The following is a 26,387-nucleotide window of genomic DNA, read 5'->3' on the forward strand; positions in this document are numbered from 1 at the left end:
ACATGATCGTCGTGACCCGGCTGAACGGGAGCCGTTTTGCAGTCAACCCTGACCTCATTGAACGCATCCAAGAGCACCCGGACACCGTATTGCTGATGGTCAACGGCGAACGCTATGTGGTGACCGAGGCAATGCAGCAGGTAGTAGAACTCATCATCGGTTACCGGGCTCGAGTAGTAGCAGCAGCTGCCCAGCCCACTGTCAGGGGGGAGGACGGCTGATGGATCCGGCAACACTAGTAGGCCTACTGCTGGCCTTCTTGGCCATGTTCGCCATGATCGTGCTCGAGGGCGCGAACATCATGAGCATCTTCCTGCCCGCGCCGATGATTCTGGTGTTCTTCGGCACTATTGCGATCACCTTGGCCGGAGGAACCCTGAAGGATGGTCTGCGTGCCCTCCAAGCCCTGCCCAAAGCCTTCCGCGGGAAGGTAGGACCGCCGGCGGAGCAGATCCAAAGACTGGTCTCACTGGCGGAGATCGCGCGAACCGAAGGACTCCTGGCGCTGGAGGCGGAAGCGCGCAGCACAAAAGATGAGTTCCTGGCGCGTGGTCTGCAGTCAATGGCAGATGGCATCGACGGCGAAGCCCTGCGGGGTCAGCTTGATGATGACATCAGCACTAAACAAGCTGCCGACGCCGTGCCCGCCCGCTTCTACAGTTCTATGGGCGCCTATGCACCCACTGTGGGCATCATCGGCACCGTGGTTTCGCTGACGCATGTGCTGGAGAACCTTTCAGAGCCCGATGAACTGGGACATATGATCGCTGCGGCCTTCGTGGCGACACTGTGGGGCCTGGTGTCATCGAACTTCATGTGGCTGCCGCTGGGCGCCCGGCTCGGCCGGCTCAGCCAGCTTGAAACCGCCCGGATGAATCTTGTCAGGGAGGGGCTGCTGGCCATTCAGGAGGGCATCCAGCCGATGCTTCTGGAGGAGAAGCTGCAAGGCATGGTGCCTGAGGACGAACTCAGTGGAGCGGGACGGAAAACCGGGGCGCCCGCTTCCACCCCGGCGACTGACGGAGCCATGCAAGGCTGATGAGTGCGGCACAGGGAGCAGATAATCCGGATCGCTGGATGGCCTCTTATATGGATATGGTCACGGTGCTGATGTGTCTGTTCATCGTGCTCTACGCGATGTCCACTGTGGACCAGGATAAATACGAGGCATTGCGATCCTCATTGGCCTCGGGCTTTGGCGTGACCGAGAGTGAGTATGCAGATACTGCTGAAGGAGTGGTGGTCTCCTCTGAGCTGGTGGGGCAGGAAGGCCTGCTGACAACCCTGCCAGATGCTCAAGAGCTCGAGGGCGAAGCAGACTTGCGGGCCGCCGCTCAGGAGGAGGTCAACGACCTCATGGAACTGCAGCGGCAGTTGCAGGCGCGCCTGGCATCAGCCGGACACGAGGGCAGTGCAGAGTTTGCGCTGGACAGCCGCGGGCTCACGGTGCGCCTGGTAGGTGCGGAGACGTTCTTCGAATCCAACAGTGCAGAACTTGCTCAAGACGGTGTGGAAGTGCTCGCGGCCATTGCCCCAGTTCTGAGCGAAGCTGAGCGTCAGTACGAGGTGGGCGGCCATGCCGATCACCGCACCCCTGCCGATCCGTTTCCTACGAACTGGGAGCTGTCGTCATCGCGGGCCACCGGGGTGCTGCGGGAGCTGGTAGAGAGCGGCGGCGTCGACCCGGCACGCATCATTGCGGTCGGTTATGGGCATGAACATCCCATCAGCGAAGATCTGTGGCGCAACCGCCGGGTGGACGTCACTATCCTCTCCGATGAGGTTGAACGCGTGCGTGACCTGCTGCCAGAGCTGAGTACGGCTCCGGTCGGTCCGGCGGCCTCCCGCCAATAGCCGCGGCAGGAAAAACTCGCCCCCGAACTGCTAACGCTGTGCTGGGTAGGTGCCGATGGTGGAAGCTGTGATGTACCTTCTCGCCGAGAAGACCGGCGCGGTCATACCTCCGGAAGAGGTGGAGAAACGCCGTGCGGTTCTCTACGACTTCCGCCGACCCACCACTCTCTCCCGCGAACATTCGCGCACCCTTGAACTGGCCTTCGAGACCTTCGCTCGGCAGTGGGGCACCCAGCTCACTGCTCGAGTCCGTGTGCTCTCTTCGGTCACACCGGGCCAGGTCGAGATGATGACCTACGACGATTACGTGGCGAGTTTGCCTCCAGCCACCGCGATGGTGCTGTGCACAGTCAGCGGCTCGGATGCGCACGCCGTGCTGCAGTTCCCAGCCGCCGGAGCACTGAACTGGGTCTCGCATATTCTGGGCAGCCCTACGGCGATCGTCGCTGAGGAGCGGAAGTTCACCAGGATCGAGCAGACGCTCATCAGCAACCTGTTGACTGAGACTCTTGAGGACTTGCACTACTCACTCGGCGGGCTGCTGAAAAAACCTCTGGCTGTGGGCACTATCCATCACAACGCGCAGTTCGCGCAGGCTGCTGCCAAGTCAGATCTGATGATCACGGCAGCATTTACCGTCCAGGTGGGTGAAGCTACCGTGCAGTCCAGCCTGGCGATTCCGGCAGAGAGCGTCCTGCCGCAGCTGGGTGAGGAATCCACCGCAGTTCAAGAGGACTACGCCGAGGACGCGCTGCGCGAGCACCTGGTCAGCGTCCCCATGGAATTGGCCCTGGCCGTGACAGATACCACCATCACTCCGGCCCAGGTCCTGAACCTCGCAGTGGGAGATGTGCTTCCGCTGCCGCATCCTGCAGACCGACCGCTGCTTCTGACCGTTGATGGACAGCGGCTCGGGAGCGCGGTCGCAGGAAATCAATCCGGCCGGATAGCCGCCGTCGTCGTCTCCACTGAAGAAAGCCGAGTCTAGAAGCACTATGACTGACACCATGCCGAAATCCACCGGCGCTATGACTGCTCAGGCCTCCGCCGCAGCTCAGGCACTCGCGGCAGCACTGCCTGTGAGCACACCCGTGACCCCGCAGCCCGTGGCGACAGCCCACGACGACGCGATCTTCAGCGGGGCCGGTCACCTCGCCGCAGGTTCCTTTGTAGGACAGGCCAACGCTGACCTTGCCGTCCATCTGGACCCCAGTGTGCTGGGTGACTCTGCGGCGTTGGACCCCACCCTGGTGGCCATAGACGACGTGCTGCGGCCAGCACTGGAAGCTGCGGTGGGAGTTCTGGGCAACGGCGTACTCTCCAACGCCCCTGCTGACTCCGCTCAGGCACTGCTGGATGATGAGCGCAGTGCACTGTTCATCCTGCAGGCAAACATTGACGGCCAGACCCGGGCAGCAGGCTGGTTTGCGGTCCGACTTCGTGATGCTGCTCAGGATCCCGCGAGCGCGGTCGTGCAGGCTGTGCGGGCTTCAATGCCCGCTGATTCAGAAGATGCTGGTGTGGCGGCACGGCTCAACCGCCTCAACAACGTGCAGATGGGGCTGACCGTGGAGATCGGCCGCACCCGCGTCTCCGTCAGGGACGTGCTGGCCCTGGAGCCCGGGGCCGTGATTGAGCTTGACCGCAACGCCGGTGCGCCTGCTGATGTGCGGCTCAACGGGCGGTTGATTGCCCAGGGTGAGGTTGTGGTGATGGATCAGGACTACGGTGTGCGTATTACCCGGATCCTCGACGCCGCCGAGGGCATCTCTTAAGTGGCAGAGGCTGAGCCGCTCTTCGTCTTCCTGCGGGTAGTCGTCGCACTGGCCGCAGTCCTTGGGCTGATCTGGTTCCTGGGCCGACGAGTGGCGGCACGAGGTCTCAGCAGCAAGGAACAGAAGATTGAGGTCATCGCCCGTCAGGGACTCAGCGCCAAAGCTTCGGTGGTGGTGGTGGAATTTGACGAGCGTCGTTACGTCCTGGGTGTCACCGACCATTCCGTGACCACTTTGGACCGCCATAAGCTGCGCGGTGCGGGACAAGACCCCACCCAGTTCAGAGCATTTCCCGCCCCGCCTGGCCAGCTGGCACACTCCGCTCCGCTGGAGAACCCTGCCCAGCCGTACAGCCCTACCCGGCAATACAGTCCAGCCCAGCCAGCACCGTCTGACACGGCACACACTAACGCGGCACACTCTGACCCGGCACGCACTGGCCAGGAACACTCTGGTCGGGAGCAATCCGGGCACGAGCACTCTGGCCTAGATCAGCCCAACGGCAGTTTCCTCAGCTATCTCAGTGCGGCTCGGCAGCAGCAGAAGACGGCCCCGTCACCGGCGGCAGTGTTCTCCCGTGATACCTGGCGCCAGGCAGCCCAGGCACTGAAGAACCGGCGGGGACACTGACCGATGCTTGAACTCCAGGGGCTCAGCAGCGTGGGCGTCGTCGGGCTCTCCGTAGAGATCAACGGACCAGACGGCAGCCCCAGCTCGGCGATGATGGTGCTCATCGCGGTGACGCTGCTTTCGGTGGCGCCGGCGCTGCTGCTGATGATGAGCTCCTTCACCAAGATCTTCGTGGTGCTGGCGCTGACCCGCAATGCCATATCGCTGCCGACCATCCCGCCCAATCAGGTGCTGGCCGGGCTGGCGCTGTTTCTCTCACTGTTCATCATGGCCCCGGTGGTCACGCAGATCAATGACATTGCCATAGGGCCTTATACCGGCGGCGAGATGGGGTTTGAGCAGGCGCTGGAAGCCGGTTCCGGCCCGCTGCGCGAATTCATGATCGCCCACACCCGTGAGGAAGATATTGCGCTGATGCACCGGGCGGCCTCCATGGAGAATCCAGCAAGCCCTGAGGATGTGCCGCTCTCCACCCTGATCCCAGCCTTCATGATCTCGGAGCTGCGCGCGGCTTTCATCATCGGATTTGTGATCTTCGTGCCGTTCTTGGTGATCGACCTGGTGGTGGCCTCCGCGCTGATGTCTATGGGCATGATGATGCTTCCGCCGGTGATGATCTCGCTGCCGTTCAAAATCCTGCTGTTCGTCCTGGTGGACGGCTGGGGACTGATCATTACTGCCCTGGTGGGCAGCTACAGCTGAGGCGGATATGGATACCAACGCTGTACTAGACATCGGCATGGCAGGGCTGCTCACAGCTGCCAAGCTCGCCGCGCCTATCCTCATCACCTCTTTGGTCGTGGGCTTCGCGATTTCGCTGTTTCAGTCGATGACGCAGATCCAGGAGATCACCCTATCCTTCGTGCCCAAAGCGGCCGCGGTGGCCATCGCGCTTCTGGTCTGCGGGCACTGGATGATCACCGAGATCGTGGAGTTCACCCACCTGCTCTTTGACCGGCTGCCCTCCCTTCTGGGAGGCGGCTAGTGGAAGTCACTCTGCCGCTGACCTGGATAGAGGCCGCGTTGCTGGTAGCGGTGCGGATTACTGCGTTCATCGTTATCGCCCCGCCCTTCTCCCACGGCGGTATTCCCATGCGCATCCGCGCGGGGATGGGTGCCGCCCTGGCGCTGCCGGTGGTCCCCCGGGCGTTGGAGAGCTATGTCCCACTGGATACCTGGCAGTACTTGGCGGCATTGATCCAGGAAGTGATCGCCGGGGCAGGGCTGGGGTTTCTGGTGATGCTGGTCTTCGCGGCCATCCAATCCGCCGGTGGACTGGTTGACCTTTTTGGCGGATTCCAGCTGGCTATGGCCTTTGACCCCGGCTCTCAGATCAACGGCGCACAGTTCACGCGGCTCTTCTATTTAGCTGCTATAGCTCTGCTGGTCTCCTCGGGTGCCTATCAGTTGGTCTTCGCCGGGCTCTTCCGCTCATTCGACGCGCTGCCTCTGGGCGCGGGGCTGAACCTGGGTGCCTTGACCGGGAACGCCATCACCGGAGTGGGCAAGATGTTCCTGGCTGCGGTAGAAATCGCCGGGCCGCTGCTGGTGGTGCTGTTCTTAGCAGATGCCGGACTCGGCCTGCTCACCCGCGTGGCACCCGCGCTGAACGCCTTCTCCCTGGGTTTCCCGCTGAAGATCTTCCTCACTCTGGCCCTAGCCGGCACAGTGTTCGTGGTGCTGCCCTCAGCAGTCTCCACCCTGGTGGGTGCCGGACTTGAACTCTTCCGGGGGGTGATCTGATGTCAGAGCCAGCCGGAGAGCGGACAGAAAAGGCCACCCCGCAGCGGATGAAAGAGGTCCGCGAGAAGGGCAAACTCTCACGCTCCCAGGACCTTACCGCCTGGCTGGGGATCGCGGCTGCGGCTGTGACCCTCCCGATGGTGCTGCAGGCCGGACTCCAAGCAGGGAGGCAGCAGTTGGGTGCGGTGCAATCGGTGGTGGCCTCCCCCCAGCCGCAGGTTGTCGTGGAGCTGCTCGGTGAAGGGCTGGCCTCGGTGATGGCCGTGCTGTGGCCCATGCTGGCGGCTGTTGTGGTGGCCGTAGCCGCCGGGGCAGTTATCCAGGGAGGCGTGCATTTCCGAAAGTTCCGGCTCAAGGTGGACCACCTTAATCCGGTCAGCGGACTGAAGCGCACTTTCGGTCTGCAGGCTTTGTGGCAGGGGGCTAAGGCACTGCTGAAAACTGCAGTGGTGGGGATCATGCTCTACGCCGTGATCCAGGCGCTGATTCCGCAGCTGCTGGAGGTCGGCATGCTGCCGATGTCAGCCCTGCTGGCCTCAGCCGGCGGCGGCACCCTGATGCTGCTGCAGGCATCGATCTTGGCTGGGATCGCATTGGCGGCGATCGACATTGTGGTGGTGTCCCGGCGCAACCGTAAGCACACCATGATGACCCGCCAGGAGATCAAGGACGAGAATAAACGCACTGACGGTGATCCGCTGGTCAGGCAGCAGCGCCGCTCGCGCCAACTGCAGGTCAGCCGGAACCGGATGATTTCTGCGGTGGGCCAAGCCGACGTCGTCGTCGTCAACCCCACGCATTTTGCAGTAGCCCTGCAGTACACCCCCGGCATGGCAGCCCCCAAAGTCGTGGCGCGCGGGGCTGGTCATGTGGCTACCCGCATCCGCGAAGAGGCACAGAAGCACCGCGTCCCGCTGGTCCGCGATGTGCCCCTCGCGCGTGCCCTGCACGCCGAATGCCAAGTGGGCCAGGACGTCCCGGTGGAGCATTTCACCGCCGTGGCCAAGGTACTGGCCTTCGTAATGGCGCTTAAAGCCCGCGGATCGGCCGCCGGAGTCCATACGGTGCCGGATGGTCCGGTCACCTCCGCAGCACAGCGCAGCAGTTCAGAGAGCAGGTGAGGACCAGTGAAACTGGTGAACTTCCCGAAGATGGCGGTCCCGCTGGGGGTGGTGGCCATTGTGATGCTGCTGGTCATCCCCATCCCGGCCGCCCTGCTGGATGTCCTGATCGTCATCAACATCATCACGGCGGTGCTGATCCTGATGACCACGATGTTCGTGAAGAGACCGCTGGACTTCTCAGTGTTCCCTTCGCTGCTGCTGGTCATGACGCTGCTGCGCCTGGGCGTCAACGTCGCCTCCACGCGTTTGGTGCTCACTAACGGGTACGCCGGTGAAGTGATCGGGGCCTTGGGACAGATCACCGTGGGCGGCAGCCTGATTGTGGGCTTCGTGATCTTCCTGATCCTGGTAGTCATCCAGTTCGTGGTGGTCACCAAAGGTGCCGAACGTGTGGCTGAAGTGGGCGCCCGCTTCACTCTGGACGCGATGCCGGGCAAGCAGATGGCCATTGACGCGGACCTCAACGCCGGTCTGATCACCGAGACAGAGGCGCGACGACGGCGCGAGGAGATCGCCGCTGAGGCTGATTTCTACGGGGCGATGGACGGTGCTTCGAAGTTCGTCAAGGGAGATGCGATCGCCGGCATCGTCATCACCCTCATCAACTTAACGGGCGGCATCGCCATCGGCATGCTGCAGCAGAGCATGGGTGTTGAGGATGCCCTGAACACCTACGCGTTGCTGACCGTGGGCGATGGACTTGCGACTCAGATCCCGGCGCTGTTGATGGCCGTCTCCACTGGCATGATCGTGACCCGTTCCCAGGCGGAGTCGGATCTGGGCTCGACGGCCTCACGCCAGCTTTCGCAGTCCCAGACTGCGCTCCTGGTAGCAGGTGTGGCAGCCATCAGCATCGGCCTGATCTCCGGGATGCCGAGGCTTCCGTTCCTGGGCGTGGGCGCGGTACTGATCTTTGCCGCTTGGCGGATGCGCAGGCAGAAGGCCGCCGATGAGGTGGAAGCCCAGCGTCAAGAGGCAGCGGCTGTCGCGACCCCTGAGGAGACCACCCAGGACTTGATCGAACAGATGAAGGTGCACGCCCTGGAGATCCAGCTGGCGCCCGATGTGGTGGACATTGTGGGTGGCGGAGGTGATGACCTGCTGGCCCGGGTCAAAGCGCTGCGCAAGCGGATCGCCATGGATCTGGGCATCCTCGTTCCACCCGTGCGCACCCGCGATAGCGTGGCGCTTCCGGCCGGTCATTATGCGATCCGACTGGCTGGAGTGGAGGTGGGACGCGGCCAGATTCCGCGCGGGAAGATCCTGGCGCTCGGGGACAATCTCGGGTCACTTCCGGGACCTGAGCTGACCGAACCGGTCTTTGGACTCAAAGGCAAATGGGTGCCTGCGGAGCTTCGGCACAACGCTGAACTCACCGGTGCCATGACCGTTGACCGGGTCTCAGTAGTGGTCACCCACCTATCGACGTTGATTCAGAAGAATGCCGCCCGACTTCTGACGCGTGAGGATGTGCGGGTGCTTACCGATGCGCTGAAGGAATACAGCCCCAACGCAGTAGACGAACTGGTGCCCTCACTGATGACGTTGGCTGAAGTCCAGCGCGTACTCCAGGGTCTGCTCGAGGAGCAGGTGCCGGTCAACGACTTGGCGCGCATCTACGAGGCTCTGGCGCTGCAGGCCAAGTCCTCCACTGAGCCGGAGAAACTGATTGAGGCTGCCCGATCCGCGCTGGGACCGGTCATTGCAGATAAATACGTCGACGACGGGCGGCTGAGGGTCATCATGCTCGACCCCAGCCTGGAACAGGCCATGCTGGAAGGCCTGCGACCCGGCGAGAACGGTGCTCAGATTGTGCTGGAGCCATCTCGAATAGAGGCGATTCACGCGGCTGTCCGGGATGTCGTGGCGCAGGTGGAGAGCCGCGGCCAGAACGCGGTGCTGGTCTGTGCGCCGGCGCTGCGTCCTGCCGTGCGCCGTTTGGTCTCACCGCAGGCCGGGGGCCTTGCCGTGTTGTCCTACCAGGAGGCTTCCGCCGTGGGATCAGAGATCGAGACAGTAGGGGTGGTGCGTGGAACAGAACAGATTCCGTCTTAGAGGGTCATCGCTGGCCCAGCTGGGTGCTCAGGCTGTGGAACAATACGGGCCCAGCGCCAGGATTGTTGCGACAGAACGCATCAGCGCAGGCGGGGTGGCGGGATTCTTCGGGCGCGCCTACTACGAGGTCACTGTGGAGGTGTCGGCCCCGGGTACTGCCCCCGGCTCGCAGTTGGGCGCCGCCGCAGGAGAGCGCAAACTGCTGCCCCCGCCGCCGAAGAAGAACTTCGAAGCCCATGCCGAGCGCGAGAGGAGCCAGCCCGGTTCCACCGCCGCGGCCGGTCCATCAGGGACTGGCACACAGGCGCAGAACGACGACCGCGATACTGTGTCCCTGTCGTCGCCCATGTCCCTTTCGTCGTCCGTCGAGGCTGAAAGATTCGTTGAATCTCAGGGCAGACTGCCTTCGGAGCGGATGCGTGAGCGGGGGCTTCTGGATGACCAGGATGAGGATTTCGCCCGCCTGATGGATGACCTGTGGAAGGCGCTGCGTGAGCCGGGCCCGCAACAGGGCCCAGGTGCCCCGGTTCCTTTGTCGGCAGCAGGGGCCGTGGTCGTCGTCGCCGGTTTAGCCGACCATGCCCGGCTGGCAGGTGACCAGTTGGGCCTTCAGCAGGCTGTTACCTGGGATGCCTCCCGGCATGCGGAGGATTCGCTGCACGAGGTGCGGCGCAGCCTGTTGCTGGCTCGTGCCGAAGCGGTGGCGGAGCAGGTGCCGGTCCTAGCTTTGGTGCCGCTGAAGTTCCCCCGTGGACAGGTGCGCAGCGGCGCTGATGCTCCGGTGATCCTGGAGGCCGATCAGCTGTGGGCGGCGGTGGATGCACGTAGGAAGCCGGAGGACACACGCGCCTGGCTCAGTGTTCTGGCCGAGCATAGGAAAGTCGATGGCGTGCTGCCGCTGGGCGTAGAGGAGACGACCTCGCCTGAGTCGGTGCGGCAATTGGGTCTTCCCGTGCTGGGCGCAGTTGATGGTGGAAGAGGCGCCCAAGGACCGGTATGACCGATTCAAAGACTAGGATTGCTCCATGCTGGTGTTGACGCGGAAGGTCGGAGAACAGGTTCTGATCGGGGACGATGTAGTGGTGACCGTTCTCGAAGTACGCGGTGACGGCATCAAGATCGGCATTGACGCACCGCGCAGCGTGAAGGTCCAGCGCCGGGAGATTGTGCTTTCTGTAGCCGACACCAATGTGGAGGCTGCTCGCAGTGCCGATTCGACGACTGAATCCGCACTGAAGGCGCTTTTTGGCGTGTCTGCGCTGCAGCAAACTGACACCGAGGACCGCAGCTCAAATGACCACAGCACAGATAAGCGCAGTACAGATAAGCGCAGTACAGATAGGCGCAGTACAGATGTGGCAGAACCTGAGGCCAATGGACCACAGACGGGCGAGTCCTAGTACTGGCAGACTGGAGCGGTCAGGGCTAGAGAAGGCTCGTCCCACCACCAGCCGATAGCTGAGCAGGCCCGACGACGACCGTTCGTCTCCTAGATCAGCCGGCAGGAACCGCCAAGGCCACCCACAAGGCCAGGGTTCGCCCTTGCTATACGGGGGTTCTGGGTGGTCCAACCATGGCGGGACACCACTACGGAGAGTTCCAGCTCGGAGCCGAGACCCAGTAGACCGCCCAGAAGGTTGACCGGCACTGTGGTGACGTAGTTACCGGAGCTGATGACGGTGTTCTGCGTCATGCTGAAGCCGGTCAGAGGTGCAAGAACCGAGCCCACACCAGAAGTGGAGGCGTGCACCTGTGCTTCACTGAGCGTGTAGCCCTGCGGAAGGGACCAGGTGAGCTCGACACGTGCTCCCAGACCAAGAAGCCCAGGCAGGTAGCGACAGGAAACCAGAGCCGGCGCGGGAATAATGCCGGAGGTCAGCGGGCTCGCGGCGTGTTGCTGGGACTGCCATGTGGCATCGGTGTGCTCTGTTGGCTGCTCCTTTGCGCTGAGCGCGCCGAGACTCAAAGCCACTGTCGGGATCAGAATAGCCATAAGGACGCGCCGACTTCTCCCGAAGCCGACCAGTTCCCGGGATCTGGACTGTCCGGTAGGGGTGTCAGTACTCATGGCGTGCCATGCTCTTTTTCTCACGGGCGCGCAGGAGGTTGCCGACGGCCACTGTTCCTAGAGCTACTGTTGCCAGCCACAGCAGCCCGAACCCGCTCTGGGCGAGTTCCCCGTCTGGATCCCGCAGACCCTGGTCCGACCCGTCCGACGGCGTACCGGTGACGCCGAGCCCGTTGTCCACTACCAGGCCATCCTCAAGGGCGGCGCCCTCTATATAGACCCTCACCAGGGACTCAGCCTCTGGTGGAACAGGGACGCCGTCAGGCAAGGTGGTCATCACCCGCAGCCACACCTCTTCTTCTGAGCTGAACTCATAGAACCATTCGACAGTGCCGTCCGAGGCGATGATCGAGTCATCGAGGACAGTCCCTGGGGCCTCGCTGCAGCTCCAGGCAGCTGGCTGCGCGTCCCGCGGCATGTATGCCCACTCGGATGAGCATCTTTGGACGGAGACGACCAACGGGAAATCCCCGTAGATGGCTATCCCTGCGCTCACAGAACCCGGTGTGGGAGTTTCGGCGTCGACTGCCAAGTCCCAGACTGCAGTGCTGCCTGGTGTCATATTCACACGCTGGTCAGGACGGTAGGTAGACGTCAGCGTGAAGTATCGGCTCGTGACCACTTCCGTGAGCAGTTCCTCGTCCGGCTGGGCTGCGGCACGGTCGGGGGTCGCCAGGATGATCGATCCTGCACCCAGGGTGATCATCAGAATCATCGTGGGTGCAGATTCGCGGCGCATCCGCCGAGCTCGCCGGGTATCTCCTGCCGGCGCAGATACAGGTGCCGCTTGTGCACGCGCATCACCGCGACGAGCGTCCTTCTCCTCGGAGCCTGGTGCCTCAGAGGCTGCCACGGAACGTGAGCGTGTGCGGGCGGCTCGCACAGGCGACCTGCCGGTCCCCTTGGGCCAGAAAGCCCACATCACCAGAACCGACGCACCAAGGGTCACGCCGCCCAGCACATACGGGTTGCTCATCTGGCTGACCGCGTTCGCCGCCCCAGGAACGGAGAACAACACCTGTCTCGCTTCAGTGATGACATAGGGTGCAGGGTCCTCCGCCTCGTTGGCATCACCCTGCATGGTGATGACACGCTCATGCGCTGTAGAACCTGCGCTGACTGAGGTCACGCGGTGGGTCACCGGTAGCTGGCCGGGACGATCAACTGTCAGCACATCTCCCACTTCAACCTGGGAGGCCTCGATTTCCTGGACCGCGGCCACAGAACTTGCAGGAATTGTGGGCTCCATAGAACCGGTGCGGAACATGATGAGCGAAATGTTGAACGCATAGGCGCAGAACACGAGGGCGATCGAGATCAGCCCTGCCGCTGCCGCAATCCACAGCAGGGCCTCTATGACGATGAACCGAATGCGGGCGAAAATGCTGACCTCCCTCTCAAGCGCTAGGAGCTGGTGCCGGTGACGGAGAACCGCGGTGTCGTGGTCTGGCCCTGAAGCGAATTTGGGGCTCCGCTGGGAAGCGTCACGCGAATGCAGTAATGGATGGTGGTGCCTCCTGTGGGCGCGTTCTGCGCGGATGCGGCAGGAGTGCTCAGAATGCTCCCATTCGGTACGACGGTGCTGCCGGAAGCGCCGTTGAAAGAGCCCTCGGTGCAGTTTCTGTCGCTGATGATCCGGACTCCGTAGCGCAGAGCACCATGCAGCGCGGAAGTATTGGGGGCAGCGCCGTTGAAGAGCAGCGTGCCAGGTACAGAATCCGGTGAGGTGCGGACGCTGAATACGCCATAGGTGTGTTGTCCGGGCGTCAGCCCGCTTGCCGCACTGTAGGTCATCGTCGCCGGCGAGCCTTCATCGGTTGCGCGCCACGTACCACCGCTGGCAGCGGGATCAAAAGTTTGCGTGATGAACACGCCGGAGGAGATGGTCCCTTGGCCGTACTCCGAATCATTCCACGCCGCTAGGGTGGAGGAGGCCCCCACACCCAGGACGAGCCCCACGGCCAAAAGGGCTCGTATTCGGCGTGAACGACGCAGCTGGCGCCGTTGTCGCCTTCTTGTCGCATGCGACCTCATGGGAGTACAGGGTCCTTGGCCCGCTGGCATCAGGCGTCGTCGGAAGTAGCGATGATCTCCCAGGTGGCCTCGGTGGACTCGCCCTGAACGAGTGCTTCGCCGTCGACTGCTGTGACGGCGAAGCACAGCTGGACCGGGGTCCCTGCCTCTTCTTCTACGCCGAATGTCAGGGCGAAGGGTGAGGACCCGCTGTCAGCCGGGCTGGCTGCCAGTGTCTCGCCGGTCAGGATCTCCTCGCCGGAGGCGTCTGCGTCGCAGACGGCATCAGGATCAATGTGAATGACGCTATAAGACAAGTTCTCGATGTTTGCGCCGTCGCTGTCCACCAACGAGACACCGCCGGCCTCCACTGTGCCGTTGACGGTGGTGGCCGCGTCCAGGCGTACCCAGAAGGGCTCGTAGACCGTCTGCCCTGGCACTAAGTTGGCGGCAGCGAAGTTCAGCGTCGCTGCCTCAGCCAGCTCGTCGTGATTCTGGTAAGGGCCTTCCGGTCCTGTTTCACTGCCCTCCAGGTTGAAGGATGCGGCGCCGAAGACGCCCTGGGCGAACTCAGAGTCGTTCCAGGCCGCGAGCGTCACCGCAGCTCCAATGCCTAGGACGAGACCGCCCGCCAGAATGGCTTGGGCCTTACGCCGGCCCTGGCCGGAAGGCTGGTCGTCAGTGGGGGAGTGCTGGGGTGCGGAATGACGCGTCATGAGTTCGCCTCTGGGTCAGTGCGTACGGCAGGAAGTCAATAATCCCTTTACGGTGTCAATAACTCTATTTAAGTGCCGTTAAAACAGCAACCTAGTAGAATTTACTAGGTATTAATCGCCTGGAGTAAATAAAAACTGGTAACTTCTGCTGGTCTGCCCGCAAGTACCACCAGGGCACGATCTCGAGTGAGGTTGTAGGTGCCAACCAGCCCGAGAAGCAGAGGAGCCTCGTCCTGCAACTATCTGCGGGACGAGGCTCCTCTGTGGCGCGACTCTCTGCCGCGGAATGACGTACCTCAGCGGGAGTCAGTCACCTGACGTTTCGCGCTGATCACTCCGGTGTCGAATCCGCCCAGATGCAGGTTGCCGTGGAAGCGCCCATGCTCGATCTTGATGCAGCGGTTCTGCACCGCGTTCAGTCCCAGGTCAGTGGCGCGCTGCATGGCTTCATCAGAATGCAGGCCCAATTGCACCCATAGCGTCTTCGCCCCGGCTTCGGCTGCTTCCTCTGCTAGGGCGGGAAGATCTTCCGGCTTGCGGAAGGCCACCACAATATCGGGTGCCTCGGGAAGGTCGTTCAACGAGGCGTAACCGGGCTCGCCAAGCACTGTTTTGCCCACCAGCCCGGGGTTGACCCAGTAGAGCTTGTAGCTGGAGTCGGATTGTAAGTAGGTCGCTACGAAGTAGCTGGCGCGAGCAGGTTTATTGGACATGCCCACAATCGCCACGGATTTGGCCTCCCGCAGCAGCTGAAGTCGACGGGCTGGACCTGGTTCCTCCCACCGGCCGTGAGGGTGCTCGGCGGTGTTTTCAGCACTGGCGGTGGTCATCAGTTCTCTCCCTTAGTCGCAGCCGTCAGGGCCTGGTCCAGGTCCCAGATGATGTCTTCAACATCTTCAAGGCCCACAGAAATCCTGATCAGGTCCTCGGGGATGCCTGCAGCTTCTAGCTGTGCAGCAGTTAGCTGCTGATGAGTGGTCGAGGCCGGGTGCAGCACCAGGGTGCGCGCATCGCCCACATTGGCCAGATGGGAGGCCAGCTGCAGGCTTTCGATGAAGCGTTCGCCATTCTCGCGTCCGCCGGCGATGCCGAAGCTGAAGACCGAACTCACTCCCTTGGGGAGCAGCTGCTGAGCCCGTTCGTGGTGGCGGTGGCTGGGTAGTCCGGCGAAGTTCACGTAGTCCACACGGGGGTCTGCCTCAAGCCATTCGGCGACCTTCTGGGCGTTGGCCACATGCTCATCCATGCGCTGGGGGAGGGTCTCTACACCCTGGATTAGCTGGAAGGCAGCCTGCGGGGTCAATGATGGTCCGAAGTCGCGCAGCTGCTCGGCGCGGATTTTGGTCAGGAAACCGTATTCGGCGAAGTTCCCCCACCAGGAGAGCCCGCCGTAGGACTCCACCGGATCGGTCATCTGCGGGAATTTGCCGTTGTTCCAGGGGAACTTCCCGGATTCCACAATCGCGCCGCCCAGGGTAGTACCGTGCCCGCCGAGGAACTTGGTCACTGAGTGGGTCACAATATCTGCGCCGTGCTCAATGGGACGCAGCAGATACGGGGTGGTCAGCGTGGAGTCCACCACCAGCGGGATGCCGTGGTCATGGGCGACCTTGGCCAGTCCCGGGAGATCGACGACATCGGAGCTGGGGTTGGCCACCACCTCGGTGAAGATCAGCTTGGTGTTCTCCTGTAGCGCGGCTTTGAAATCCTCGGCCTCGTCCGAGTTCACAAAGGTGGTCTCGATTCCGAAGCGGCGCAGCGAAACATCCAGCTGGGTGACGGTGCCGCCGTAGAGCTTGGAGCTGGCCACAATGTGATCGCCTTGCTGGCAGAGTGCGGCGAAGACCAGGAACTCGGCACTCATACCCGAGGCGGTGGCCACCGCTCCGATGCCTCCCTCAAGGGATGCTAGGCGTTCTTCCAGTGCGGCCACTGTGGGGTTGCCAATGCGGGAGTAGATATTGCCGAACTTCTGCAGCGCGAAGAGGTTCGCGGCGTCGTCGGTGTCTTTGAACACGAAAGAGGTGGACTGGTGGATGGGCACTGCCCGGCTGCCGTAGACGGCATCGGGTACAGCACCAGCGTGCAGGGCGCGCGTGCGGAAGCCGAACTGCGTGCGCTCACCGCCGGTGCGGTTGGCTTGGGCACTGCCGGAGTTGCGCGCGCTGTCGTGCTCGCTCATGAAACAACCTCTTTCTTAGGAGCTGTGCTCCGCTGTTCGCAGATCTCTTTGATCTTAGGGACGCAGGGTTCATTCTGAAGACTTGTGGTGTCGCCGAGTGTGTCCCCGTCATGGAGCTGGGTCAGCAGCCGTCGCATGATCTTCCCGGAGCGAGTCTTGGGCACCTCCGGCACAGGGATGACTGTCCGGGGCTTAGCCACCGGCCCGATGACGCTACCCACGTGCGCGCGCAGGGACTGGATGAGCTCCTCTTCGGCGGCAGCATCACCTTCAATGCGCTCCCTGGCTGCAGCGGAGAGCACTGTGAAAGCGACGGCGGCATGACCGGTCGTCGCGTCGTAGCAGGGGGCGACGCCGGCCTCCACCACATCGGGATGGGTCACCAGGGCGGATTCAATCTCAATGGTGGAGAGCAGATGTCCGGAGACGTTGATGGCGTCGTCTATGCGCCCCAGAATCCAGATATCGCCGCCCGCATCGCGCCGGGCGCCGTCCCCGGCGAGGAACCAGCCACGGCTATCTTCAGCATGGGCGTATTTCTCCCAGTAGGAGGTGAAGAAACGCTCGGGATTGCCCCATACCCCGCGCGCCATGGAGGGCCCGGGACGAGTGATGACGATATTTCCCTGGATGTCGGTACCGCTGGGGTTGCCGAACTCGTCGACTACCTCCACTGACCATCCCGGTAGGGGCCGAGCAACCGATCCGGGTTTGAACAGTCCCGCCTCGCGAAGCTCCGGGAGAGGGGAGAGGACAGTGGAACCGGACTCGGACTGCCACCAGGTATCCACCAGCGGAAGCGCCGGGCGGCCTTGGGCGTCGCGGGTGTCCCGGCCGACTTCGCGGCGCAGCCAGTCAGCGGCCTCGGGGTTGACGGCCTCACCGACGGTGCCGCCCAGCCTGATGGAGGAGAGGTCGTACTCGGAGGGGATCCCTGAGGGGAACCAGCCCATCAGGGAGCGCACCAGGGTCGGGGCGGTGTAGTAGCTGGTCACCCGGTGGCGCTGGATGATCTCAAAATGCCGGCCAGGATGGGGCACATTGGGCACCCCTTCGTAGATCACTTGGGTGGCCCCGGCGGCCAACGGGCCATACATCTCGTAGGTATGGGCGGTGACCCAGGCTAAGTCGGCAGTGCACCAATGGACATCATGATCGCGCTGGTCCGGATCAGGGTGGGCGAAGAGCCGCAGATAGCTGTAGAGCGCACCGGTGAGATACCCGCCAGTGCTATGCACCAGGCCCTTGGGCTTGCCCGTGGTGCCGGAGGTATACATGATGAACAGCGGATTCTCCGCATCGAAGAACTGCGGCTCATGGTCTGTCGATGCGGTGTCGACGACGTCGTGCCACCACACATCTCGACCCAGGCCGTCGCCGTTGAGGTCATCAGTGGTCCAGGAGATGTCGCTGCCGGTACGGCGCAGCACCAGGACATGCTCCACGCTGCCGCCTTCATCGACAGTGAGGCCGGTGACGGCGGCGTCGGCATTCTCCTTCACCGGCACTGCTGCACCCCGGCGGTACTGCCCATCAGAGGTGACCAGCAGTTTCGCGCCGGTGTCCGAGACGCGGAAGCGCAGCGCTTCAGCCGAGAAGCCGCCGAAGACCAACTGGTGCACGGCTCCGATGCGGGCGCAGGCCAGGGTGATCACGATGGTCTCCACCAGCACCGGGAGGTAGATGAGCACACGGTCGCCGTGGCCAATGCCCAGCCGCTGCAGGGCGTTGGCTGCCTGGCTGACCAGGTCCTTCAGCTCTGCGTAGCTGATATCGGCGCGATCACCGGGTTCACCCTCAAAGTGCAGTGCGATTTTGCTCCCGCGTCCGGCGGCCACGTGGCGGTCCACACAGTTGACGGCGGCATTGAGCTTGCCTTCTTCAAACCAGCGGATCACCGGTCCGCGGCGGGTCTGCGGGTTCGGTGGTGTCCAGTGGTGGGTGGTCTGCCAGGGGCGGTCCCACTCGAGAAGGGAAGCGGCTTGATCCCAGAAGTCCAGGCGCTGTCGTTCATCACCGCTGGCTTCGCTGGGCGTGTCCCAGGTGTGGACCTGGGCAGTGTAGGGGGACTGGTTGGTGCGGGGAGTGGTAGTGGGCACAGTTCTGCTTACGCTTGGGGGACTTAAGTTGCGGACGGATCAGGCAGCTCAGGCTGCTTCGGAAAGCGGCTTGAATTCGCTGCGATGAAAAACCAGGCCCGGGGCCTGTTCGTCGAGTCCGAGGTCCAGAACTTCTAGGACCACAATGTCGTGGTCGCCGGCGGTGAACTCGTTATAGACCCGAGTCTTAAGCCACAGCGGTGCACCATCGAGGAGCAGCGCGCCGTCGTCGGTGGTGTAGTCCACTCCGGTGAAACGCCCGGCGCGGTCCTTGGAGGCAATCTGCCGGCACAGCCCATGATGGTCGGCGCCGATAACTGACACTCCCAGGTGGGAGGCACCTTCCCGGAGTCGGGGCCAGGTATTGGAACTGTGTTGGACGGCGAATGTCACCAGCGCCGGTTCTAGGGAGACTCCCACGGTGAAGGTGGAGGCCACCAGGCCTTCCGGGGCTCCGTTGATGTGTGCAGCCACCACCACTACGCCCTGGGGAAATTGCGCGAAGGCGCGGCGCAGTTGCAGAGAATCCAGGGACTGGACTCCGGAACTGGACGGATTGTGTGCGGTGGAGTCGTCGCTGCTGGGCTTGTGCCCTGCATTGGGGTGGGCCAGAGTTGCCGCTGACAAGGTCATAAGGAATACACGCTCCCATCGGTCCTGGCGGTAGCACCCGGCAGTGCTGATAAAAACAGCTCCGGGTTGCTGCGGCGTCAAAGAGCCAGATCTCTCGGCCGCTCGAGATGGACGCTTTAACCGTACGCCGCGCTTCCTGAGCTGAGCAAAAACCGTGTCACATTCCGAGACATTGCATTTTGTGACTGGCGTTGGTCACTGAGTGTGGCGTAGACAAGCTGTGAACATTTACGCTGTAACAGCTTTGCAGCAAACCATCCAGAGCGACTGAGGGATCTGGCCCAACGACGTCGCAGCAACCCGGCTGGCTGAGTCATCAGCAGTCACGGTGCTAACGCCAGAACCGATGGGAGTGAGTTTCTTCATGTCATCTGTACCCACCCTTGAACGCGTCCAGACTCCGGTCCCCACCTCTGAGACAGCAGCTGAGAGCAGTGGACAGGACTCGCTGAACGTGAGCTTCCGTGATGTGGGCCGGCAGTTTGGGCAGCGCACAGTGCTGCGTGATGTCAGCCTGGAGGTCAGCCCTGGGGAAGTGGTGGCGATATTAGGCGCCTCGGGTTGTGGTAAGTCCACGCTGCTGCGTGCCGTGGCAGGACTCGACCACGGCTATCAGGGTGAGATTCTGATCAACGGTGAGCCGGTGGCCAAATACGACCCGCGCACCGCCGTCGGATTCCAGGAGCCCCGGTTGCTGCCCTGGCGATCACTGCGCAAGAACATTCACATGGGGCTCCCGCGGGGGTTGCCCAAACCTGAGGGCAACCAGCGGGTGGACGAGCTTCTGGAGCTCGTCGGCCTGGCTGAACGCGCTCATCTGCGACCCCGCGAAGTCTCTGGCGGCATGGCTCAGCGGGCGTCACTGGCCCGGGCGCTCGCCCGCCGACCCGGCGTCCTGCTGCTGGATGAGCCTTTTGGTGCGCTGGACGCCCTGACTCGTTTGAAAATGCAGGACCTGCTGCTGGATGTGCACGCCCAGACCGGCACCACCGTGCTGCTGGTGACTCATGATGTGGATGAGGCCCTGCAATTGGCTGACCGAATCCTGCTGCTAGGCGCACCAACGTCTGCAGCGGGTGAAGAGTCAGGCGCTCCAGAAGGGGCCACCATCAAACAGCTGCTCACCGTTCCCGGGCAGCGCCCCCGGGAGAGAGCATCAGCGGAACTGGCCCGACTGCGTGGAGAACTCTACGCGGGCCTCGGCGTGGACTCGCACTGAGCTCCCCGGCCCTGGCCGCTCGCCGATCCCTGCCCTAAAGACCTTTGTGTTTTGCCGTTCTTTATTGCCTGAAAGGCCCCGTTATGCCCACTGCATCTTTGAAGCTCAAGTCTCTGATCGGCGTCGCAGCGGCGACAGCCATGCTCTCGGCTACCGCCTGCGGAGGCAGCAATGACGAGCTTGAGACTCTGAATATCGACTTCGCCACCTACAACCCGCTGTCTCTGGTGATTCTGGAACACGGTTGGCTGGAAGAGGAACTTGCCGAGCACGACGTCGACGTCCAATGGGTTCAGTCCCACGGCTCCAACCGAGCCAACGAAAACCTGCGCGCCGGCAATATTCACATCGGCTCCACTGCCGGGTCTGCGGCGCTGCTGAACCGCTCCGTGGGCACTGACACCCAGACCATCCTCATTGAGTCTCAGCCGGAATGGACCGCACTGGTGACGATGCCTGATTCAGGTATTGAGAGCCCTGCGGATCTGGAAGGCAAGACTGTGGCAGCAACTCTGGCCACCGACCCGTTCTTCTTCCTCGCCCGATCCCTGGATGAGGCCGGTCTGTCTCTTGACGATGTCGAGGTCCAGGCACTGCAGCACGCAGATGGCCGCCAGGCGCTGATCAGCGGCCAGGTGGATGCCTGGAGCGGACTGGACCCGATCATGGCAGGTGCTGAGTTCGACGGTGCGGAGTTGGTCTACCGGAATGTGGACTTCAACAGCTATTCAGTCCTCAGTGCCCCCGCCGACTTCATCGAAGAACATCCCGATGTAGTCCAGATTGTGGTCAACGTGTACGAGCAAGCCCGAGAATGGGCGATCGAGAACCCGGAGGAAACCGCGGAGATCCTCGCCGAGTACTCCGGGATCGAGCTGGAGGTTGCGCAGCGAGTCCTCGGTGAGCGCGTGAACTTCGATATCGACCCGGTTCCCGGGGATCAGCTGCGCCAGGCGCTGGAGGCCGCGGGTCCCTACTTCGTAGAGAACGGGGATGTGGACAGTCAAGATGAGGTGGATGAGGCTCTGGAGACTCTGTTCCACCCCGAGTTCGCGCAGAACCGTGAAGCCACCGACGCCGCCGGCACCGAGAACGCCGCCGATGAGGCCAATATCTCCGATGAAGAAGACTAATCAGGGGACCTGAACGATCATGACTTCTGCACCTGCCACACCCGTTGACCAGCCCGCTCAGAACAGCTCCGCTTCAGCTGGCAGAACCAGCGCGGGCCGAAGACTGCCCGGCGGGAAAATCCTGCTGGGGCTGATCGTCCCTATTGTGCTGCTGGTGCTGTGGTGGCTGGCCACTGATGTGCTGAATATCTTCACCAATGTTCAGCTACCCCCACCGCAGCGGGTGTTCAATGCCGGAGTTGGGCTCTTTGAATCAGGGGCCCTGACCGCCCATATCGGGATATCCCTCCAGCGGGTCCTGCTGGGCTTTGCGGTTGGCGCTGGCGCTGGACTTCTGCTGGGGTCCTTGCTGGGCCTCTCCCGGCTAGCCGATGCCCTGCTGAACCCCACCGTGGGAGCTGTCCGGGCGGTGCCCTCACTGGCGTGGGTGCCGCTGATCCTGCTGTGGATCGGGCTGGGCGAAGAAGGCAAGGTGCTGCTGATCGCCATCGGTGCCTTCTTCCCCGTCTTCACTGCAGTTCACACTGCACTACGGCATGTGGATCCGCAGCTTGTAGAGGCTGGCCGGGCCTTCGGGTTCCACGGGGTGCGGTTGCTGACAACTGTCCAGCTGCCCGCCGTCGTACCCACTGTATTCGCTGGGCTCAGGATCGGGCTGGCTCAAGCGTGGTTGTTCCTGGTGGCTTCGGAGCTGCTGGGTGCGGCAGAGGGCTTGGGATTCCTGCTGACTGAATCCCAGAACAACGGGCGCACTGACCGCTTGCTGCTGGCCATTGTGATGCTTGCTGTGCTCGGCAAGTTCTCTGACGCACTGCTGGGGCTTATTGAGCGCAAAGCTCTGAAAACCTGGGCTTAAACCGGCACCAAGGTGCTGGCTGTCTTACGGTTTGTGACGCTCCGCACCGACTGAATTGACGATAATGATCACTGATCATTTAGAGTAAATAACTGAACAACCCATCCAGAGCGACTGAGGGATCTGGCCCGATGACGTCGCAGCAACCCGGCTCCCCAATACAGGGAGTCATGGTGCTAACGCCAGAATCGATGGAGGAATTTTCATGTCTATCAGTGTGCCCGTATCCACGCAGCTGCCGGTTCCGCAGCAGTTGCTGGATGCCATTGAGGCCGTCGGTGCAGGAACGCTCGAACGCGAACTGAACCGAGTGCTTCCCACAGCGGAGATCGACCGCCTAGCAGAGGCAGGCATCGGCCGACTCCGGGTGCCGGAGTCCTACGGCGGCTTCGGACTGAACTGGGTGCAGACTTCCGAGCTGCTGGTGGAGCTCGCCGCCCAGGACAGCAATATCCCACAGGCCATTCGGGGTCACCTCGCGGTCCAGGAAGACGCATTGTGGCGCGGTGAACCCGATGAGCCCGCCCGTCGCTGGCTGCAGCGCCTGGGCCGCGGTGAACTCGCAGGCAACGCCTGGACCGAACCGGGGAAGGGCGGATTTCACCGCTCCGGAACCGTGGTGTCCGAGTCCGCAGGCGGGCCGGTGGTCAATGGGGTGAAGTATTACACCACAGGATCCCTGTTTGCGGACTGGCTGGATGTGACCGCCCGGGATGAACAGGGCCAGGAGCTTGCGGTGCTGGTGGCCCGGGACCAGCCCGGAGTGACAATCCAGGACGACTGGAACGGGATCGGCCAGCGCACAACGGCTTCGGGCTCTATGGTGCTGGAAAACGCCGCAGTGGCCGAATCCGAACTGCGGCTGCTGCACGAGCGGTTCCCGTACCAGACCGCGCTGTACCAGCATGTGCTGCTCATTGTGCTCGCCGGAATCGCCGAAGCGGCGGCACGGGATATCGCCGCAGCACTGTCCACCCGCAGCCGCACCTATACCCACGCCAATACCGCCACTCCCAACACCGACCCGCAGCTGCTCCAGGCCGTGGGGGAAGTCGATGCGGTAGCTCACCTGGCGCGTGCTCAAGTGCTAGAGACAGCGCGTGCCCTGGATGCGGCCTTCGCCGCCGCTGGAGGAGATGCGGAGCAGCAGTTGGAGGCAGCCAACCAGGTGGAGCTGGCCACCGGACGTGCACAGGTGGCACTGCATAAGCCGGTGCTGGAGGCCACCACCCGAGTATTCGACGCTCTGGGAGCCTCCGGCACAGACCGCAGCAAAGGGTTGGACCGCCACTGGCGCAATGCCCGGACCGTGACCAGTCACAACCCATGGGTCTATAAGGCCCGGATCGCCGGGGACTTTCGGGTCAACGGCACCGACCCGGTCCGCCTCTGGAGCGTCGGCGAACCTGACACCACCAAAGCCTGAAAGGAACCAGGATGTCTGAAACTACACTGACCCCACCAGCAGAGACAGATACAGCACTTCAGCCGCGCTCACACTGGGTTGACGCCGGCTGGGCCACCGAGGAAGAGCTGCAGCACTGGAGCGGAATCGCTGAGGAATTAGCGCAGAAGCTGGCAGCCGACGCCATCCAGCGCGACCGTGCCAATGCGACCCCCTTCGCTGAGGCGAAGCTCCTCAAAGACTCCGGACTGGTGAGCCTGCTGGTGCCGAAGGAGCACGGCGGAGGCGGCGGCCACTGGTCCACCGCCCTGACCGTGGTGCGCATCCTCGCCCGCGCGGATGCCTCCATTTCCCAGCTGCTGGCCTACCACTACATCAACGAAGGCAACATCGTCCTGACAATTACCGACGCCGCCGAACGGCAGCGCTGGTTCCGTGCCACCGCTGCCGGGCAGTGGATCTGGGGCGACTCCGTCAACCCCACCGATCCCGACTTGACCCTGGTACCAGAGGCTGAGGGCTGGGTGCTCAACGGTAAGAAACGCTACTCCACCGGATCCGCGGTCGGAGACGCGCTGCTGGTCAACGCACGCATCAGCGCAGGACCCGAAGCAGGGCGGATTCTGGCCTTCGTTCTGGAGAACGGGCGCGAAGGTGTGACCTACGTCGATGACTGGGACTTCCTGGGGCAGCGCCTGTCCTCGTCGAACACCGTGACCTACGATCAGGTGCGCGTGAACCCTGAGGATGTCCTGGGCTATCTCACCGATGAGCCCTATTCCACACTGGTCACACCCGGGATTCAGCTGGCCTTCGGCAACCTCTACCTGGGCATCGCAGAGGGTGCGCTGAACAAGGCTCGGGATCTGATCAATGCCCGTCCCAATGCCTGGTTCCTCTCAACGGCGGAGAAATACCGCCACGATCCTTTCGTGCAGCGCCTGGTCGGTGACTTCAAATCCCAGGTTGCAGCAGTGGCCGCCCTGGCGGAAAAGATCAACCGCCGCTACGAGCAGGTGCTTGCCCTGGGAGCGGCCGTCACCGAAGAGGTCCGCGGCGAACTGGCTGTCGAGATCGCAGAGCTGAAGGTCATCTCCTCCGATGTTGCCACGCAGCTGACACACCAGATCTTCGAAGCCACCGGGACCTCCTCGACGGCTTCCAAACACGGCTTCGACCTCTACTGGCGCAATATCCGCACCCACTCGCTGCATGACCCGGTGGACTACAAGAAGCTCGAAGTCGGCGCGCACTTCCTCAACGGGGAGTTCCAGCCACTCTCGCTCTACACCTGATCCTGTGCTCCTACCGCGGCACTGCGCAGTTCGCAGCGCTGCCGGGGCATCCCCTGCGGCGTCGAAGAACCATGATGCCGCCACATCTTCTACAGGCGCCCGGCTGCGGGTGCCCCGTGCAGCTTTGGAGGCATGAATGTCCCGTGAACCCCTGGTACTTTCGGCATTTCTGATGAACACCACCAGCCACATCATCGGCGGGGCGTGGCGCCGTGAGGAGGCGCAGCAGCATCGCTTCAACGAACTGCCTCATTGGATCTCCCTGGTACAGAAGCTGGAAGCCGCAGGTTTCGATATCGCCTTCTTCGCCGACGTCGTAGGTCTCTATGGCGACCACGAGGGAGGGTGGGCCTCCCATGTGCGCCGGGGGCTGCAGGTGCCCTCAAATGACCCGCTGGTGCTGATCTCTGCGCTGGCGGCGGTCACTGAGCGGATCGGCCTGGCGCTAACCTCCTCCGTCATTCAGGCGCACCCGTTTAACTTCGCCCGGCAGCTCTCCACCCTCGACCACCTCTCCAACGGACGGGTGGGCTGGAACGTGGTGACCACCGCCCAGGAGAACGCGCACCGCAATTTCGACGCTGACGGACTGGCCAAGCATGCCGACCGATACGCCTGGGCTGAGGAGTATCTGGATGTCTGCTACAAGCTGTGGGAAGGATCCTGGGCAGATGATGCGCTGCTGCAGGATAAGGCCGCCGAGCATGACCGCGGCCTCGGACTGCACGCAGACCCTGCCAAGGTCTCCAAGATCAACCACCACAGCGACCGGTACCGGGTGGAGGGCCCTCACCTGTCCTCGCCCTCGCCGCAGCGGACCCCGTATCTGTTCCAGGCAGGGTCCTCCGAGCGTGGACGCGATGTAGCAGCCCGGCATGCTGAGGCCACCTTCTCCATGGCGCCGAACCGGGAGATCGCAGCATCCCACGCTCGGGACGTGAAGGAGCGGACCAAGAAGTTCGGACGCCGCCCCGAAGACCTGAAGTTCATTCAGGGGCTCTCATTTGTTGTCGGTTCCACCGAGGCCGAAGCACAGGCCAATGCTGCAGACCTTGACGCTTCAATCGATGACCACGCCCTGATCGCCCATACCGCAGGAAGCCTAGGCGTGGACGTGGGGCACCTCCCCATCGACACGCCTCTGGACGATCTAGAACACACTGAAGGTGCTCAGGGACACCTCTCGGAGATCAAACGCATGGCACCGAATGGCCGTGTGACCTTGCGGGATCTGGCACGATTCCGGGCTCAGTCGACTCGGGTTGTAGGGACCCCGGAGAAGATCGCCGACGAACTGGAAGCCTGGCAGCAGGCCGGGATTGATGGCATCAACATCATCAACTCCACCCTGCCCGGCAGTTATGACGAGTTCATCGAGCATGTGCTGCCCGTGCTGCGCGACCGCGGCCTGGCCCGGCAGCCCCAGCAGAGCACCGGCTCAGCGAGCCTGCGCGCTTCGATCACCGGTTCCGACCGACTGCCCTACACGCACCCCGGCGCACAGTACCGCGGAGCCTTCCAGCATCTCAGCGCAGAAGCGACGGAAGTGCCCAAAGAAGAATTCCTGGCCCGATTCTCCGGCTGACC

At 62.9% G+C, this 26,387-nt stretch carries 27 protein-coding genes and 3 riboswitches; of the genes, 19 read left to right on the forward strand and 8 right to left on the reverse strand.

Annotated elements, in window-relative coordinates; genetic code table 11:
• The first annotated feature begins 2 nt into the window (after window positions 1-2).
• From ABEA23_RS07575 to csrA, 13 genes are all read left to right on the forward strand, one after another.
• Complete coding sequence (locus ABEA23_RS07575) at window positions 3-221, forward strand: flagellar FlbD family protein (RefSeq protein ID WP_260072453.1); 219 nt, start codon at window positions 3-5, stop codon at window positions 219-221.
• Window positions 221-1,039 carry a motility protein A gene (locus ABEA23_RS07580; RefSeq protein ID WP_260072454.1) on the forward strand — a complete coding sequence of 273 codons (819 nt, stop codon included), beginning with the start codon at window positions 221-223 and terminating at the stop codon, window positions 1,037-1,039. The genes ABEA23_RS07575 and ABEA23_RS07580 overlap by 1 nt, the downstream gene beginning before the upstream one ends.
• Window positions 1,039-1,854, forward strand: coding sequence for an OmpA/MotB family protein (locus ABEA23_RS07585; RefSeq protein ID WP_345477455.1), 816 nt, complete (start codon window positions 1,039-1,041; stop codon window positions 1,852-1,854). Before ABEA23_RS07580 ends, ABEA23_RS07585 begins: the two co-directional genes overlap by 1 nt.
• Window positions 1,855-1,924: 70 nt before the next feature.
• Window positions 1,925-2,842, forward strand: coding sequence for a flagellar motor switch protein FliM (locus ABEA23_RS07590; protein WP_345478643.1), 918 nt, complete (start codon window positions 1,925-1,927; stop codon window positions 2,840-2,842).
• 7 nt (window positions 2,843-2,849) lie between these two features.
• Window positions 2,850-3,629 (forward strand): flagellar motor switch protein FliN, encoded by a 780-nt coding sequence (gene fliN / locus ABEA23_RS07595; protein WP_345477456.1) that lies wholly within the window; start codon window positions 2,850-2,852, stop codon window positions 3,627-3,629.
• Window positions 3,630-4,259 (forward strand): flagellar biosynthetic protein FliO, encoded by a 630-nt coding sequence (gene fliO / locus ABEA23_RS07600; protein WP_345477457.1) that lies wholly within the window; start codon window positions 3,630-3,632, stop codon window positions 4,257-4,259.
• 3 nt (window positions 4,260-4,262) lie between these two features.
• Window positions 4,263-4,961, forward strand: a complete 699-nt coding sequence (gene fliP, locus ABEA23_RS07605; protein WP_345477458.1) for a flagellar type III secretion system pore protein FliP — start codon at window positions 4,263-4,265, stop codon at window positions 4,959-4,961.
• Window positions 4,962-4,968: 7 nt separating this feature from the next.
• Window positions 4,969-5,244: a flagellar biosynthesis protein FliQ gene (gene fliQ, locus ABEA23_RS07610; RefSeq protein WP_260072460.1), complete on the forward strand. Its 276-nt coding sequence runs from the start codon at window positions 4,969-4,971 to the stop codon at window positions 5,242-5,244.
• Window positions 5,244-6,002: a flagellar biosynthetic protein FliR gene (locus tag ABEA23_RS07615; protein ID WP_345477459.1), complete on the forward strand. Its 759-nt coding sequence runs from the start codon at window positions 5,244-5,246 to the stop codon at window positions 6,000-6,002. Before fliQ ends, ABEA23_RS07615 begins: the two co-directional genes overlap by 1 nt.
• On the forward strand, window positions 6,002-7,123 hold the full coding sequence (locus ABEA23_RS07620; RefSeq protein WP_345477460.1) for an EscU/YscU/HrcU family type III secretion system export apparatus switch protein: 1,122 nt from the start codon (window positions 6,002-6,004) through the stop codon (window positions 7,121-7,123). The genes ABEA23_RS07615 and ABEA23_RS07620 overlap by 1 nt, the downstream gene beginning before the upstream one ends.
• Before the next feature lie 30 nt (window positions 7,124-7,153).
• Window positions 7,154-9,181 carry a flagellar biosynthesis protein FlhA gene (locus ABEA23_RS07625; RefSeq protein WP_345478644.1) on the forward strand — a complete coding sequence of 676 codons (2,028 nt, stop codon included), beginning with the start codon at window positions 7,154-7,156 and terminating at the stop codon, window positions 9,179-9,181.
• Entirely contained in the window at window positions 9,156-10,181 is a 1,026-nt protein-coding gene (locus ABEA23_RS07630; RefSeq protein WP_345477461.1) for a hypothetical protein, read from the forward strand. Before ABEA23_RS07625 ends, ABEA23_RS07630 begins: the two co-directional genes overlap by 26 nt.
• 25 nt (window positions 10,182-10,206) lie before the next feature.
• Complete coding sequence (gene csrA, locus ABEA23_RS07635) at window positions 10,207-10,581, forward strand: carbon storage regulator CsrA (protein WP_345477463.1); 375 nt, start codon at window positions 10,207-10,209, stop codon at window positions 10,579-10,581.
• Window positions 10,582-10,670: 89 nt separating this feature from the next.
• On the opposite strand, the gene ABEA23_RS07640 is transcribed toward csrA, so the two are convergent.
• The 8 genes from ABEA23_RS07640 to ABEA23_RS07675 form a co-directional block, all read right to left on the reverse strand.
• Entirely contained in the window at window positions 10,671-11,174 is a 504-nt protein-coding gene (locus tag ABEA23_RS07640; protein WP_345477464.1) for a hypothetical protein, read from the reverse strand.
• 64 nt (window positions 11,175-11,238) lie between these two features.
• A complete protein-coding gene (locus tag ABEA23_RS07645) occupies window positions 11,239-12,516 on the reverse strand; it encodes a S24/S26 family peptidase (RefSeq protein WP_345477465.1) in 1,278 nt (425 codons plus the stop codon).
• 137 nt (window positions 12,517-12,653) lie between these two features.
• Window positions 12,654-13,208, reverse strand: coding sequence for a SipW-dependent-type signal peptide-containing protein (locus ABEA23_RS07650; RefSeq protein ID WP_345477466.1), 555 nt, complete (start codon window positions 13,206-13,208; stop codon window positions 12,654-12,656).
• A 104-nt stretch (window positions 13,209-13,312) separates the two neighbouring features.
• Window positions 13,313-13,978: a SipW-dependent-type signal peptide-containing protein gene (locus ABEA23_RS07655; RefSeq protein ID WP_345477467.1), complete on the reverse strand. Its 666-nt coding sequence runs from the start codon at window positions 13,976-13,978 to the stop codon at window positions 13,313-13,315.
• Window positions 13,979-14,274: 296 nt separating this feature from the next.
• Window positions 14,275-14,808 carry a CoA-binding protein gene (locus ABEA23_RS07660; RefSeq protein ID WP_345477468.1) on the reverse strand — a complete coding sequence of 178 codons (534 nt, stop codon included), beginning with the start codon at window positions 14,806-14,808 and terminating at the stop codon, window positions 14,275-14,277.
• A complete protein-coding gene (locus tag ABEA23_RS07665; protein WP_345477469.1) occupies window positions 14,808-16,160 on the reverse strand; it encodes an O-acetylhomoserine aminocarboxypropyltransferase/cysteine synthase family protein in 1,353 nt (450 codons plus the stop codon). The genes ABEA23_RS07660 and ABEA23_RS07665 overlap by 1 nt, the downstream gene beginning before the upstream one ends.
• Window positions 16,157-18,259, reverse strand: coding sequence for an acetate--CoA ligase (locus tag ABEA23_RS07670; protein WP_345477470.1), 2,103 nt, complete (start codon window positions 18,257-18,259; stop codon window positions 16,157-16,159). The genes ABEA23_RS07665 and ABEA23_RS07670 overlap by 4 nt, the downstream gene beginning before the upstream one ends.
• Before the next feature lie 48 nt (window positions 18,260-18,307).
• Window positions 18,308-18,892, reverse strand: coding sequence for a flavin reductase family protein (locus tag ABEA23_RS07675; protein ID WP_345477472.1), 585 nt, complete (start codon window positions 18,890-18,892; stop codon window positions 18,308-18,310).
• A 12-nt stretch (window positions 18,893-18,904) separates the two neighbouring features.
• Window positions 18,905-19,006, reverse strand: a riboswitch (SAM riboswitch).
• A 137-nt stretch (window positions 19,007-19,143) separates the two neighbouring features.
• Window positions 19,144-19,245, forward strand: a riboswitch (SAM riboswitch).
• An 11-nt stretch (window positions 19,246-19,256) separates the two neighbouring features.
• Between ABEA23_RS07675 and ABEA23_RS07680 the strand changes: the two genes are divergently transcribed.
• The 6 genes from ABEA23_RS07680 (at window position 19,257) to ABEA23_RS07705 (ending at window position 26,385) form a co-directional block, all read left to right on the forward strand.
• Window positions 19,257-20,111: an ABC transporter ATP-binding protein gene (locus ABEA23_RS07680; protein ID WP_345477473.1), complete on the forward strand. Its 855-nt coding sequence runs from the start codon at window positions 19,257-19,259 to the stop codon at window positions 20,109-20,111.
• A gap of 83 nt (window positions 20,112-20,194) precedes the next feature.
• The gene (locus ABEA23_RS07685; RefSeq protein WP_345477474.1) at window positions 20,195-21,244 is read left to right on the forward strand and encodes an aliphatic sulfonate ABC transporter substrate-binding protein; all 1,050 of its coding nucleotides are present in this window, start codon (window positions 20,195-20,197) and stop codon (window positions 21,242-21,244) included.
• Between the two features lie 19 nt (window positions 21,245-21,263).
• Window positions 21,264-22,100 carry an ABC transporter permease gene (locus ABEA23_RS07690; protein ID WP_345477475.1) on the forward strand — a complete coding sequence of 279 codons (837 nt, stop codon included), beginning with the start codon at window positions 21,264-21,266 and terminating at the stop codon, window positions 22,098-22,100.
• Between the two features lie 98 nt (window positions 22,101-22,198).
• Window positions 22,199-22,298, forward strand: a riboswitch (SAM riboswitch).
• 7 nt (window positions 22,299-22,305) lie between these two features.
• Entirely contained in the window at window positions 22,306-23,526 is a 1,221-nt protein-coding gene (locus ABEA23_RS07695) for an acyl-CoA dehydrogenase family protein (RefSeq protein WP_345477476.1), read from the forward strand.
• A gap of 11 nt (window positions 23,527-23,537) precedes the next feature.
• Window positions 23,538-24,800 (forward strand): acyl-CoA dehydrogenase family protein, encoded by a 1,263-nt coding sequence (locus tag ABEA23_RS07700; RefSeq protein WP_345477477.1) that lies wholly within the window; start codon window positions 23,538-23,540, stop codon window positions 24,798-24,800.
• A 136-nt stretch (window positions 24,801-24,936) separates the two neighbouring features.
• Window positions 24,937-26,385 carry an LLM class flavin-dependent oxidoreductase gene (locus tag ABEA23_RS07705; protein ID WP_345477478.1) on the forward strand — a complete coding sequence of 483 codons (1,449 nt, stop codon included), beginning with the start codon at window positions 24,937-24,939 and terminating at the stop codon, window positions 26,383-26,385.
• Window positions 26,386-26,387 lie beyond the last annotated feature (2 nt).

Source organism: Nesterenkonia rhizosphaerae (assembly GCF_039544555.1).
GTDB lineage: Bacteria > Actinomycetota > Actinomycetes > Actinomycetales > Micrococcaceae > Nesterenkonia > Nesterenkonia rhizosphaerae.